Origin of the sequence: Pedococcus sp. 2YAF34 (assembly GCF_052114585.1) — a bacterium.
Taxonomy (GTDB): Bacteria; Actinomycetota; Actinomycetes; order Actinomycetales; family Dermatophilaceae; genus Pedococcus.
Window position 1 is genome coordinate 40,456 of the sequence record NZ_JBFRFA010000003.1, and the last position, 12,573, is coordinate 53,028.

At 73.7% G+C, this 12,573-nt stretch carries 10 protein-coding genes; 4 read left to right on the forward strand and 6 right to left on the reverse strand.

Annotation, left to right across the window (positions count from 1 at the left end; genetic code table 11):
- Window positions 1-43 precede the first annotated feature (43 nt).
- The gene (locus tag AB4Z02_RS02535) at window positions 44-1,273 is read right to left on the reverse strand and encodes a heparan-alpha-glucosaminide N-acetyltransferase domain-containing protein (RefSeq protein ID WP_056883456.1); all 1,230 of its coding nucleotides are present in this window, start codon (window positions 1,271-1,273) and stop codon (window positions 44-46) included.
- 321 nt (window positions 1,274-1,594) lie between these two features.
- On the opposite strand from AB4Z02_RS02535, the gene AB4Z02_RS02540 reads away from it, so the two are divergent.
- Window positions 1,595-2,503 (forward strand): MerR family transcriptional regulator, encoded by a 909-nt coding sequence (locus AB4Z02_RS02540; RefSeq protein ID WP_056883455.1) that lies wholly within the window; start codon window positions 1,595-1,597, stop codon window positions 2,501-2,503.
- A 77-nt stretch (window positions 2,504-2,580) separates the two neighbouring features.
- Here the strand turns inward: AB4Z02_RS02540 and AB4Z02_RS02545 are convergent, their stop codons facing one another.
- Window positions 2,581-4,761 (reverse strand): DEAD/DEAH box helicase, encoded by a 2,181-nt coding sequence (locus AB4Z02_RS02545; protein WP_441969070.1) that lies wholly within the window; start codon window positions 4,759-4,761, stop codon window positions 2,581-2,583.
- 406 nt (window positions 4,762-5,167) lie between these two features.
- On the opposite strand from AB4Z02_RS02545, the gene AB4Z02_RS02550 reads away from it, so the two are divergent.
- Window positions 5,168-5,983: a PAS and ANTAR domain-containing protein gene (locus AB4Z02_RS02550; protein ID WP_441969072.1), complete on the forward strand. Its 816-nt coding sequence runs from the start codon at window positions 5,168-5,170 to the stop codon at window positions 5,981-5,983.
- Between the two features lie 61 nt (window positions 5,984-6,044).
- Here the strand turns inward: AB4Z02_RS02550 and AB4Z02_RS02555 are convergent, their stop codons facing one another.
- The gene (locus AB4Z02_RS02555) at window positions 6,045-7,016 is read right to left on the reverse strand and encodes a Gmad2 immunoglobulin-like domain-containing protein (RefSeq protein WP_441969074.1); all 972 of its coding nucleotides are present in this window, start codon (window positions 7,014-7,016) and stop codon (window positions 6,045-6,047) included.
- A gap of 206 nt (window positions 7,017-7,222) precedes the next feature.
- On the opposite strand from AB4Z02_RS02555, the gene AB4Z02_RS02560 reads away from it, so the two are divergent.
- The gene (locus AB4Z02_RS02560) at window positions 7,223-7,789 is read left to right on the forward strand and encodes a dsRBD fold-containing protein (protein WP_056883451.1); all 567 of its coding nucleotides are present in this window, start codon (window positions 7,223-7,225) and stop codon (window positions 7,787-7,789) included.
- A gap of 85 nt (window positions 7,790-7,874) precedes the next feature.
- Here AB4Z02_RS02560 and AB4Z02_RS02565 read toward each other — a convergent pair whose 3' ends face one another.
- Entirely contained in the window at window positions 7,875-9,062 is a 1,188-nt protein-coding gene (locus AB4Z02_RS02565) for a C40 family peptidase (RefSeq protein ID WP_441969076.1), read from the reverse strand.
- Window positions 9,063-9,123: 61 nt separating this feature from the next.
- Window positions 9,124-10,482, reverse strand: coding sequence for an alpha/beta hydrolase (locus AB4Z02_RS02570; RefSeq protein WP_441969078.1), 1,359 nt, complete (start codon window positions 10,480-10,482; stop codon window positions 9,124-9,126).
- A 386-nt stretch (window positions 10,483-10,868) separates the two neighbouring features.
- Here AB4Z02_RS02570 and AB4Z02_RS02575 point away from each other — a divergent pair, with 386 nt between their 5' ends.
- Window positions 10,869-11,222, forward strand: coding sequence for a cupin domain-containing protein (locus tag AB4Z02_RS02575; RefSeq protein ID WP_056883447.1), 354 nt, complete (start codon window positions 10,869-10,871; stop codon window positions 11,220-11,222).
- 52 nt (window positions 11,223-11,274) lie between these two features.
- On the opposite strand, the gene AB4Z02_RS02580 is transcribed toward AB4Z02_RS02575, so the two are convergent.
- A complete protein-coding gene (locus AB4Z02_RS02580; protein WP_441969295.1) occupies window positions 11,275-12,573 on the reverse strand; it encodes an MFS transporter in 1,299 nt (432 codons plus the stop codon).

A 12,573-nucleotide genomic window follows, 5' to 3' on the forward strand; every position in this document is an offset into this window, starting at 1 on the left:
GTCAACTGCTGGTCGTTCGTCGTGTGCGCCTGGTCGGATTGCCTCAGCCGGGGTGCCCCCGGTGGACAGCGGGCTCGAGCCTTGGCAGCCGCCGCGCCCACCGGCCGGCCTGTTGGGAGAACACGGCGACGACCGTCTCGAGCGGACCGCGCAGTGGCACGAGGGCGAAGAACGCCCCCACCACGGCCACCACGAGCACCTGGTCGTCGAAGTGCTCGGGAGCCTCCCAGTCGGGCCACCAGCCCTGCGCCATCAGCAGCACGTGCAGCGTGTAGAGGGACAGGGTCATCGCGCCGGCCCCGAACACCGCAGCCCACACGTCCGGCCGGCGGCGCACCAGCAGGACGCAACCGCCGACCACGGCCATCGCCGAGCCGGTCGTCTGTGCCAGGTCGAGGGCGGTCCCCGAGTGGGGTGCCACCGTGGCCAGCCACCACCAGGAACCGGTGGGCGTGGTCCCGGACAGGCCGTGGGTCAGCAGGGCGTCGAGGGCGCCGGGGTCGGTCCGCAGCTCGGGGTCGGCGTGCGCGAGGTCGGGGTAGGTCGAGGCCAGGGCCGCTCGCGCACCCGGGCGGCCCAGCAGCGCCGCGGAGACCAGCGTCGCGGCGACGGCCGTGACCACCCCGACGACGGCGACGCGCGCCGCGGTCGCGGTGCGGCGCAGGTCGAGGCGACCCAGCGCCATACCCGCGAGGAGGTAGGCGAGCCAGACCGCGGCCGGGTAGTAGCCGGTCAGGAGCAGCTCGGAGAGCAGGTGCCCCGGTCGCAGGAGGTCGCCCGGCGTGGGGCTGCCGACCTCGTGCGGCGGCAGGTGGGGACGCAGCAGGTGGGCGGCCACCGGGGCAACCAGCGCCCAGCCGACCGCCCAGCCCGCCAGCGCCCGGGCCCGAAGGCCCAGGAAGGGAAGACCGAGGACGAACAGCAGGCCGTAGTAGGCCAGGATGACCGCGATCACCGTGGGCACCGTGCCGAGGGCGAGCCCGAGGGCGCCGATGAGCAGCGCCCGCACGACCAGGCGCACCGACACATCCCGGCGCGCGGTGCCGTGCAGCGGGGTGGTGCGCCCGCTGACCAGCGCGATGCTGACCCCGGCCAGCACGGCGAACAGGGCCGACGCGCGACCGCCCGCGAGCTGTTGGACCCACGGCACCTCGTCGCCGACCCGGCCGGGCAGGACGTGGGTGGCCATCATGCCGACCAGCGCCAGCGCCCGCGCGACGTCGACCCCGACGATCCGGCCCGCCGCCACGTCGGGCAGCACCGGCTCGCTCATGAGCCCATCCTGACAGCAGCGGTGCTCCGCCGCGCGTCTCCCGGCACGGGGCAACGGCAGCGCGAGGGGTCTCGGCCGGACCCCGACGCGCTGGAGCGCGTCACAGCGCGTCGGGGCCGTGCCGGGCAGACCGGGAGGGGCCATCCACGGTCCGCCCGCGCAGGGGCTGCCAGAGGGACAGCCCGAGCCACGGGGATGGACACAGGAGTCGGGCCAGGTCACCGTGTCCAATCTCTGTTCAAGGTCTCTCAAGAACGATGGTGCCCCTCGTCCACGCCGTTGTCCAGCCTTTGCCCAAGGATGCGGACTAGCCTTTCCGGGGTGTACACGATCGGGCACGCGGCGCAGCTGACCGGCGTACCCGCAGCCACCCTGCGCGTGTGGGAGCGGCGCTACGGCCTGGTCCACCCGCAGCGCACCGAGGGCGGCTACCGCCTGTACGACGACCACGCGTTGCAGGTGGTCCGCGCGATGTCGTCGCTGGTGGCTGCGGGGTGGTCACCGCAGACGGCGGCCGCCCACCTGCTGGGCGAGGCCCAGGCCTTGCCCGTGGACGGGCACCGGCGCCTGGCAGCTGCCCCTCCCCCGGCCGGTCCCAGCGGCAGGACGTGGGACACCACCGCACTGGCCCAGGCAGCCGCTGATCTCGACCGGGAGGCCGTCGCCGCCGCCCTCGACACCGCCTTCGCCGGCGCCGGGTTCGAGCAGGTCGTCGACGAGTGGCTGATGCCGTCGCTCGAGACCGTCGGGACGTGGTGGCGTGACGGCGTGGTCGACGTCGCGGGCGAGCACCTCGTGAGCGCAGCGGTCCAGCGACGCCTCGGCGCGGCCCTGGACGCCGTCATCGTCCCCGTGCACCGCCCGCGGGTCGCCGTGGGGCTGGCGCGTGGGGCCCTGCACGAGCTCGGGGTCCTCGCGTTCGCGGTCGCGCTGCGACGCCTCGGGGTCGACGTGGTCTACCTCGGCGCCGACCTCCCCGTACCCAGCTGGGTCGGCCTCGTCGGCGCGCGGTCCCCGGCCGCGGTGGTCATCGGCGCCCCGATGGGGATGGACGTGGTCGCCGTGCGCGAGACGGTCGAGGCCCTGCGGGCCGCGCACCCTGAACTGCCGCTGTGCGTCGGGGGCTCGGCGCAGGACGACGTCGGGCACGGGACCCGCCCGCTCGGCCACACGATCCAGGCGGCCTCGCAGGCGCTGGCCGCGGCCCTCGACGAGGCTCCGCGGCACTGAGGCACCCCACGCGGGGTACGCCGAGTGGGCCCAGGGCACAGAGGCGGCGTAGGCCGCCTCTCTGCCACGTGGCCGGCCTACCGCTTCTCGAGCGCCTCCGTCAGCAGGGCCACCAGGGCCTCGAGCTGGATGTCCTCGGAGGAGCTGACGTCCTCGTCGGAGCCGTCGAGCGCGCGCGCCGCGAGTCCCGCCTTGCCGTCGATGAGCTGGGCGACCTTGGGGTCGATGGTCTGCGCGGCGATGATCCGCCACGCGGTGACCGGCTCACCCTGGCCGATGCGGTGCACCCGGTCGATGGCCTGCGTCTGCTCCGCGTCGGTCCACGACAGCTCTGCGAGCACGACGTTGGACGCGACCTGCAGGTTGAGGCCGACCCCCGCCGCCGTGAGCGAGCAGACGACCACCGCCACGTCGGGGTCCTGCACGAAGGCCGCGATCGCCGCCTCGCGCTGCCTGGGCGTCTGGTCACCGCGGATCGACGAGTAGCGCAGCCCCCGCTTGGCGAAGGTCTCCTCCGCGACGTCCATGACGTCGATGTGCTTGGCGAAGAACACGACCTTGCCGACGCTGCGGGCCAGCTGCGCGGCGTAGTCGGCGGCGAGGCCGGCCTTCGCCTGGCCGATGCGCCGCATGACGCCGAAGACGTTCTCCTCGGTCGCCGAGGGGCTGGTGTCCTCCCGCTCCCACCGCGCCACGCGCCGTACGAGCTCGTGGTCGATCCCCTCGACGAGGACGCTGGACCTGCGGGTCTCCATGGCGCTGTCGTAGCGCGCCACCAGGCGCCTGGCCAGCTCGCGCTCCGCGGCCCGGATCGAGCGCCCGGCCTCGTCGTCGAGCTCCACCGGGAGGTCGGCGATGCGACGCGCCGGGATGTCGGAGGCGACGTCGACCTTGCGCCGGCGCACGATGCCCTGGTCGATGACGCTGGCGCGGGCCGCGGTGTAGAAGCCGGGATCCGCCGGGGTCAGCCCGGTCTGCTCGAGCGCGTGCATGAGCGGCCCGAGCGGCTTCTTGTCGTCGATCCAGCCGAGGAACTGCCAGATGGCCCGGAAGTCCTCGATGTCGTTGATGAGCGGGGTGCCGGTGAGGGCCATGAGGAGCGGGCGCACGGTGCGGGTGCGGATGCGCTCCGAGAGCTGCAGCACGTGCTGCGAGCGCTGCGAGGTCTTGTTCTTGATGAAGTGGGCCTCGTCGACGACCATGCCCCGGAACCCGAGGTCGCCCAGCCACCCGACGTGGCGGTCGAGCACCTCGTAGTTGACCACGACGATGTCAGCGAACCCGTCGATGTCCTCGCCGTTGCCGTGCACCACGGTCACGGGGTGCTCCGGGGTCCACAGCTGTGCCTCGCGGGCCCAGTTGGTCTTGACGACGTTCGGCACCACGACGAGCAGCGGGTATGCGTCGGCTGCCCGCGCGGCGAGCAGCGCCTGGGCGGTCTTCCCGAGGCCCGGCTCGTCGGCCAGCAGGAAGGTGCGGTGCCCCTGGGCCGCCGACTCGACGAGCTGCGCCTGGTGGTGCATCAGCTCCATACCGGGCGGGGTGGCCAGCGGTCCGGGCTCGGGCAGGTCCATGCAGGAGGAGGCGCCGCCGTACTCGAAGGAGCGGAACAGCGGGCCGAGCAGCTCCCAGCTGCCGAGGCGGCCGGTCACGGGGCGGTGGTGCTCGACGGCGGAGAAGTCGGGGGCCAGGAACGGGTTGGAGAGCTGGCGCGCGACGACCGACCTGGGCACGACCCGGCGGTCCACGGTGGCCGTCACGGTCTCGGGCTCGGGTTCGGGCTCCTCCTCCTCTGGGAGCGCGAGCCCCGCCGCCACCTGCATCTCGCGGCGCAGGACCTTCGCGTCGTCGGAGACGGTGGCGTCCTCGGCCAGGAGGACCAGCAGCGAGGTGTCGCGGGCAGCCGTCTTGGCGAGGATGGTCGCGATGCCGTCGAGCCGCTTGAGCTGCTCGGCGCGCTGGCCCTCGGTCAGGCTGGTGTCGGCCTTGAGCCGCGCACGCTCCTCGCGCACGAGCAGGGCCACGACCTGGAAGGTGGTGCGGCCAGAGGGGCGGACACGACCGCGCTGGGCGGCGGTCTCCACCTCCCGGACCGCCTTGGCGAGCACCGGGATGATGCCCTCGTTGTCGAGCTCGCGGAGCCGCCGACCGGGTCGGGAACCCCCGTCGCCGGCGCGCCGGGACGCACCGCCCCGGCCGGGACCGCCGGCTGAACCGCCGCTGCGGGCGGCGCCGTTCTGGCGCTGGCCTCGAGCCAACTGACTCCTCCTCCGCGTAGACCGCGACGAGCTGGTGTGCGGACTGACAACCGGCGCGCACGTCACGGCCGGACGATCGGACGTCGGGTCGGTCCGAGGACCCCCACGACGCGACTCGGCACCACCCACCCGCTGGAGGTCGGGGCGGCCAGGCGGCTCACCCCCGAGTGGCACCGACGAACTCCTGGACGACAGCCGCCGAGCACCGGGCCGAGCCGGGGCGAGATGGGGCGGTCCGGCCGGGAGCCGGTACTGCTCCGATCGTACCGCCCAGCGGCGCCGGTGAAGGACGGCAGGGCCGGTCCGGGTCGGGAAGGGCAAGGTCGGAAGACCGCAAGGGACATATCTCCCCTGGTTGTGGGTAGGGTCGGGGCACTGTTCGAGGGGCCTACGCGGAAGAGTCGACATGAGCATTGCCACCCCGCCAGAGACTTCTGGGACGGCGCCGACGGAGCCCAGCCCTGACTACGCGAGGCCGGCGACCGAGGCGATGGAGCCGGCGCACGACCCGGTCGGCACGACGACGGACGCGACCCCCGACAAGGACGCCGTCGACGTCAACGACCCTTGGGACGCCCCGTTGAACCCGCTCGTGGCCGTCGCTGCCGGCACCTCAGAGCCGGCCGCGAGGTTCCGCTACGACGTGCCCACCGGCTCGTGGTGGTGGTCGCCGGGCATGTTCGCGCTCCACGGGTTCGAGACCGGTGAGGTCGACCCGAGCACCGACCTCCTGATGGCGCACAAGCACCCCGAGGACCTCCTCGCGACCGAGGACACGCTGCGAGGCGTCCTCACGACGGGCGAGCCCTTCTGCTGCCGCCACCGCGTCGTCGACGCCCGCGGCCGGGTCCGTGAGGTGCTCTCGGTGGGTGAGGGCTTCTGCGACGACGACGGGAACGTCATCGCCGTGCAGGGCTACTTCGTCGACCTCACGCACGCCTTCTCCGGGCACGCCGACGACGCCCGTAGGCAGCGCACCCCGTCGCTCGAGCACCTCATCGCCCTCGAGCAGGCCAAGGGCATCCTCATCGGCGCCTTCCGGCTCACGGCCGGCGCGGCCCTCGAGCTCCTGCGGTGGCGGTCGGAGGAGACCGGCGAGCCCGTCGAGGTCATCGCGCAGGGCCTGGTCACCGAGTTCGTCGCGGTCGAGGACGACGACGACCTCAGCCCGGCGCGGCGTGCCTGCACCTACCTGGGCCTCAAGCCCCTCGAGGACGACTGAGGGACGCCCGGCCCGGCTGGTCGCCCGGCCCGGCTGGTCGCTCGGACCGGCCTACGGTGCGTCAGCGGACGGTGAACGTCTTGTCGTCGGTGGCCGGTCCGGCGCCCTCGCCACCCGACGGGTCGTCGGTCGAGAGGGTGACGGTGTAGGTCCCGGGCCGCAGCCGCGTCGTGAAGGACAGCTGCCCAAATCCGCCGGTGCCGGTCCCGCCCATGGCGGTCCCGCGGGCCACGACCGCTCCGGCCCTGGTCCGCACGACCCAGCCGAACGTGGCCTCGAACGACGTGCCGTACCCGGTGAACCTGACCGAGCCCGCCTTGCGGACCTCGCCGTACTGGGGTGAGGTCACCCACGCCTGCGCCTGGACGTCCTGCAGCGGGGCACGGCGGGTGGGGGTGCCGATGCGCAGGACGCCCCAGACGTCGGCGGGGCCGCCGTCCTTGGTGATGGTGACCGTCGTGGCGGGGGTGCCGTTCTGGTACGCCGCCGCGGTCGCCGTGTAGACGAGCTGCTGGATGGCCGTCGCCGCGACCTCACTGCCGACGTCGTGGTTGGAGAACGCGTCGGCGGAGAGGTCCACGGTGATCGTGGTGCCCCGCTGCGACACCGTCATCCGGCTGGCGGGTCGCCACGGCGTCATGTAGTCCGGGTCGAGTGGGGCCAGCCGGGTCATCGCGCGCACGGCCGACGCGACCGCCCCGCCCGCGTCGGGGACGGTGCGGAACTCGCGGTACAGCCGGAACGAGCGCTGGGACTCGGCGATGTAGTAGACGGGGATGCTCGGGAGGGTGCGGGCGGGCAGGGTGGACGAGCCGTGGGGGGTGGTCGACGTGGCGCCACCCGGTGTGGTGGAGCTGGACGGGCCTGCGCTCGAAGAGCTGCTGCTCGACGACGCGCTCGGCTGGGTGGACGAGGTCGTTGCCGTCGACGAGGACGAGCTGGACGTGGCGTCGTTGCCCGCTCCGGCACACGCCGTGACCGTGGCGAGCAGCGCGACAGCCCCCGCCACCACCTGTGCTCGTCGACTCCTCATGACGTCTTCTCCCTCTTCTCCCTCCCCCACAGCACACCGCATGCCTGCGACTGCCTCCAGGGTCGAAAGCCCCGTCCCTTACTCCTCGTTGACAATTCATCTCGGCGCCGAGCTCTCGACCAACGTCGGCACGGGACCTAGGGCCCTGTGGAGCCGCCCCACCGGACGCACAGACTGGCCTCCCGGACACCAGAATGGAGGCTGCCATGAAGGCACAGCCTGGAGACCGCATCGTCCTCGCGCCCGTCGTCGTGGAGGGCCCGGTCAGGGACGGGGAGGTGCTCGAGGCCCGGGGGCCGGGCGGCACACCGCCGTTCCTCGTCAAGTGGAGTGACGGCCACGAGGGCCTGATCTACCCGGGTCCCGGGGCGGTCCTGCGCATCGGCGCACCGCCGCACCACGAGGACGGGCACCACGAGGGCCACGACGGGAACGGTCGGCACGAGGAGGCCGGCCACGGGACCTCCGCGGCACCGAGGGCGGCCGGTGGTGACAGCCCGCACCACGTCCGCGACTGGCAGGTGCGGATCAGCATCTTCGGCTCCGACGACGAGACCGACGCCCACGTCCTGCTCGTGGCCGACTCACCGAACAGGCTGAGCGCCAGCGGCCACAGCGAGCGGAGCCCCCACGACCTGGTGACCCCCGAGATCGGTGAGGAGGTGGCGGTCGCCCGGGCCCTGCGCCGGCTCGCCGACCAGCTGCTCGAGACGGCCGAGGGCGACATCGAGGACCGCACCGGCGAGCACGACGTCACCCTGCGCCCCCGCTGACTGACGTCACCCCCCGCCCACCCGGACTGAGGGCGGCACCTCGCTCCCTGACGAACCCCCTGGCGGACCCGCGGGCGCTGGCGGGTCAGGGGAGATAGCGCCGCGCGCCCGCGAACTGCGCGGCGTACGACGGCGTGGCCACCGGGATGGTCTGCACGGCCTGCCCGGTGGCCGGTGACTGGACCATGAGCCCTCCCCCGGCATACATCGACACGTGGTGGACGTAGCCGGACGCCGTCGCGTAGAAGAGCAGGTCGCCGGCCCGCAGCGCGTTGGACGACACGCTCGTGCCCCTCGTGGCCTGCGCGTCGGCGTCCCGGGGGACGACCACGCCGTGCACGCGGTGGACCAGCGACGTCAGGCCCGAGCAGTCGAAGCCGAACCCCGAGCGTCCCGCCCAGAGGTACGGCAGCCCGGTGAAGGCCTGGGCCGACTGCACGAGCGAGGCGCCGGTGGTCGGCTGCGCCGCGGCCGTACCGCTCCGGCGGGCGACGAGCCCCGCGTCGACCCGGCGGACCATGCCGCCGGGCAGCCCCACGCGCAGCCGGCTCCCGACACCGGCCAGCACCGGCAGGCGCGTGCCGTAGCTGATCTCCACGACCGGGGTGGCAGCGGCGGAGTCGGTGCGCAGCCACGCGGTCCGTGACACGACCGTGGCGTACTCGGTCGCCGGTGCGGCGGGTGCGGCGCTGAGCTGGCGCAGCGGCAGCCACCCCGGGTAGCCGCGGGCGTCGAGCGGGGTGGGCTGGTCGGGCACGACGACCTTCGCCCACGTGCCGGAGATGGCGACCACCAGCACGCGGTCGCCCAGGAGCGCCTGGGTGTCGGCCCGGCCCTGGAGGCCACGACGGTCGGACAGGGTCATCGCCGCGAGCCACCCGCGGATGTCGGCCGGGGCGCGCAGCGCGGGCTGGTCCACGGCCCGCGGCGAGGACCACGAGCGCCAGAGGGTCGCGACGGACACGGCGACCCACGCGGAGTGCCCGGCCCGCGGTGTCACCTGGCTGCTCGTCCGGGAGGGGGCGGAAGCCGTCGTGGTGTGCGTCCGGGGAGAGGTCGACGTGTGGGCCGCACTCGACCGGGGCGACGACGTCGACGGCCCGGCAGTGGCGTCGTGCGTCGTCGTGCTCCGGGAGCCCGAGGTCGTGGTGGTGGCCGTGGCGGCGGTGGCGGGGCGCAGCGTCGAGGGCGTCGGACGCGAGGGGCCCGCACACGCGGTCAGGGCGAGCCCCCACACGAGGGTCACTGCGGTGACGACGATCCTGGAGCCCACGCCTCGACCGTCTGCCCCGCGACCGCGCGGCACCAGTGCTCGACGTCCCGGCACGGCGCCGTCACCTCAGCCTGAACGCAGGGGCCGGGGTCGCGCGCGCCACGCACGAGACGTCCAGCCCGTCGGCGCTCCCGGCGTCGACGAACACGGCGACCACCGACGGCAGGCACCCGAGGTGGCCGACCACGTGCTGCTGCGCCGGCACCACGACGACGCGGCTGTGGGTCTCCTGCGCGGTGACCGCGGAGAGGTTGGCCGGTGGGTCCTGCGGGTCGCCGTCGCCGGTCACCCACAGCACCGGGGTGTCGGTGCGGACCGCGGCGGCGTCGTCGGCCGGGACCACGCCCTTCGGCAGGTGGGCGCAGAGGGCGGCGCGCTGCCGTGCCAGCGCCAGCTCCCGGGCGAGGGCGAAGGACCGGGCGCCCTGCCGCGCCACCTCCACCGGGTCGTACCGCGCCCAGCTCTCGGAGCAGGTGATGACGTCGGCCATGAGCAGGCGCGGACCGCCGCCATCCGAGGTGCCGATGAGCCGGGCGGCCTCGACCAGCCGGCCCCGGTAGGCGAGGTGGAGTGCCAGCGGGAGCTGCGCCGCACCGGACTCGGTCAGCAGCGCAGCGTGGACCGCGGTGGCGAGCATGACCTTGTCCACCGTCTGCGTCGCGCCGGAGGCGGGGTCGACGACGGTGACCGGGTGGCCGAACCGCTTCACCAGCCCGTTCCACTCGGCGCCCAGGCGCGGGAATGCGTGGTGGCACGCCGGGTCGGCTGCGCATCGGCGGAAAAGCAGGTCGAGGGCGGCCTGGCTGTTGCGCCCGATCCGTTCGAGCACCGGCACGTCGACCGGCGTCGACCCGTCGAGGACCGCCACTCGTACCCGGTCGCCGTGCTGGCGCAGGTAGTACTGGGCGACGGTGCCGCCGTAGGACGTGCCGTACAGGTCGACCTTGGCGTAGCCCAGGGCCGCCCTGACCGCGTCGAGGTCGTCCGCCGCGACCGAGGTCGTGTAGAGCCGTGGGTCGGCGTCCAGCGACGCGAGGCCTGCGCGGGACCAGGCCGTCAGGCGCTGGTCGGCGCGAGAAGGTGACAGTCCCGTGGTGTCCGGCGGCTGCGGCAGGGTCAGGGGGTGGGACCCACCGGTGCCACGCTGGTCGACGAGCACGATGTCGCGCGTCGCGTGGAGGTCCTTGAACACCGTCGGCAGCCACGCGAAGAACTGGGTCGCCACGTCCCCCGGACCACCGGCCAGCACGAACACGGGGTCCGGATCATGGTGCGGCGCAACGGCTGGCACCACCGCCACCCTCAGGCCGACCTGCCGGCCGCCACTCGTGGACCGGTCCTCCGGCACGGACAGGACTCCGCACAGGGCAGCCGCCTGCGCCTTGACCGGCTGCTCACCGCTGATGGTGCAGGCCGCCATCGGTGTCCCCGCCAGCGTCCTTCCCTCCACCACCCTCGCCGTGGGCGGCGTCCGCGGGCCGCTGGAGGGGGTGCCCGGCGACGTCGTACAGGCGACGGCCAGGGCGAGCACTGCGAGGCAGAGCGCGGCGACGCGGACCCGTGTGCTGCCACGTGCTCCCACCACGCACCTCCCACGCTGCACGCACATCCCTGTCGCCGGCGTCCGTGCCCCACCGCGTGCGGCACGGACGCCGTCCACCCCGCGCTCCAGCATGGGTCGAGGGCGCCGGCACCACGCAGAGGCGAAGGTCCCCACCCCCGCCCCACGACCAGCGGCTCACACTTTTGCGGGTTGTCGCCCCGGCGGGCGCGCCGGAGGCTGGAGTGCGTGGCGAAGGGAGGCCCATGAGCAGCAAACAGAACATCGACACACCCCACGAGCAGCGCCCCTACCGGGACCACGGCCACATGGACGTGGTCACGCTGGGTGGCTTCACCCTCGGCCGTGGCGTCTTCGAACCGGGCTGGCGCTGGTCCGAGGACGTGAAGCCCATCGCCGGCACCACCTCGTGCCAGACGCACCACACCGGCATCTGCCTCTCCGGACGCATGACCGTGCAGGCCGACGACGGCACCGAGCTCGAGGTCGGCCCCGGCGACGTCGTGGACATCGAGCCCGGGCACGACGCGTGGACCGTGGGTGACGAGGCCTGCGTCCTCCTCGACACCGGCATCGCTGCCTACGCGCAACCGCGCTGAGGACCCTCCGCGGAGGTGACCTCTGGGTCTTCGCCGACGGCGTGGGCCTGGTTCAGCGCGTGAGGCTCGATGCGGCACGCGTGGGGTTCGACGCGGCACCGGAGCTCATCCGCAGGCGCACGACGACACCGGACGCTGCCGTGAGGGCGGCGACGACCCAGATGGCCGGCCGAACACCCCACAGGTCGGCGATGGCTCCGGCGAGAAGGGCGCCGGCTGCGAAGCCGCCGTCGCGCCACAGGCGGTAGATGCCGACGGACCGGGCGCGCCACGATGGGTGGGCAACGTCGCCGATGGCGGCGAGCAAGGTCGGGTACACCATCGCGGTGCCGGCGCCGAGGAGGACGGCTGCTGCCAGCCAGGTCCAGAAGGTGCCGCTGAGGGCGACGAGGGCGAGGGCGACGGCCTGGGTGAGCATGCCGGTGACGATGAACGGTTTGCGGCCCCACCGGTCGGACAGTGCACCGGTGGCGACCTGCCCGATTCCCCAGACGGCTGGGTAGGTGGCTGCGAGCCATCCGATGCGACTCACGGACAGGCCGGCGCTGGTGAAGAGGACGGGGAACAGCCCCCAGGCAAGGCCGTCGTTGAGGTTGTTCACGAGACCTGCCTGGCTGACGGAGGACAGCGTGCGGTCGCGCCAGCTGGTCCGGGCGAAGATGTCCCGGTCGGACAGGGAGGCCCGTTGCAGGTGTCCGGACGCCGCCGTGCTGGCCTCGTGGTGGGCGTGGTCGTGGGTCTCACGGACGAACAGGGCCGAGGCCCCCAGACCGAGGGCAGCGAAGGCGATGCCGAGGTAGAACGGCTCGGGTCGCAGGCCGGCGTGCGCCGCCATGTAGCCGGTCGCCAGCGCCGTGGCGGCGACAGCTCCGTACCCGGCTGCCTCGTTCAGTCCCATGGCGAGGCCGCGCCGGGCTGGGCCCGCGAGGTCGATCTTCATGACGACGGTGGTCGACCAGCTCAGCCCTTGGCTCACACCCAACAGGACGTTCGCGACGATGACCCACGTCCAGGAGGGTGCCCAGATGAGCAGGAGGGGCACCGGGAGGGCCACCAGCCACCCTGCGACGAGGACCGGTTTGCGTCCGTACCGGTCGGACCAGGTCCCAGCCGCGTAGTTCGCGACCGCCTTGGACAGCCCGAAGGCGGCGATGAACGTCAACGCTGCCGTGTGGGCGGTGAGTCCGAACTCCCCCGCGGCGAGCAGCGGCAGGACGGTGCGTTCCTGGCCGAGCATGCCGCCGACGAGGGCGTTGACGGCCACCAGGAGGACGAACTGCGGCAGGTTCGCTCGAAGGCCGAGGGCGGGCGCACTCGTGCCGCCGCCGCTGCGGGCGGCGCGTGCGGACAG

Bases quoted from the DNA above. Each gene is read 5' to 3' on its own strand.
- AB4Z02_RS02535 (WP_056883456.1), bottom strand. From the start codon at position 1,273: ATGAGCGAGCCGGTGCTGCCCGACGTGGCGGCGGGCCGGATCGTCGGG.
- AB4Z02_RS02550 (WP_441969072.1), top strand. From the start codon at position 5,168: ATGAGCATTGCCACCCCGCCAGAGACTTCTGGGACGGCGCCGACGGAG.
- AB4Z02_RS02555 (WP_441969074.1), bottom strand. From the start codon at position 7,016: ATGAGGAGTCGACGAGCACAGGTGGTGGCGGGGGCTGTCGCGCTGCTC.
- AB4Z02_RS02560 (WP_056883451.1), top strand. From the start codon at position 7,223: ATGAAGGCACAGCCTGGAGACCGCATCGTCCTCGCGCCCGTCGTCGTG.
- AB4Z02_RS02570 (WP_441969078.1), bottom strand. From the start codon at position 10,482: ATGGCGGCCTGCACCATCAGCGGTGAGCAGCCGGTCAAGGCGCAGGCG.
- AB4Z02_RS02575 (WP_056883447.1), top strand. From the start codon at position 10,869: ATGAGCAGCAAACAGAACATCGACACACCCCACGAGCAGCGCCCCTAC.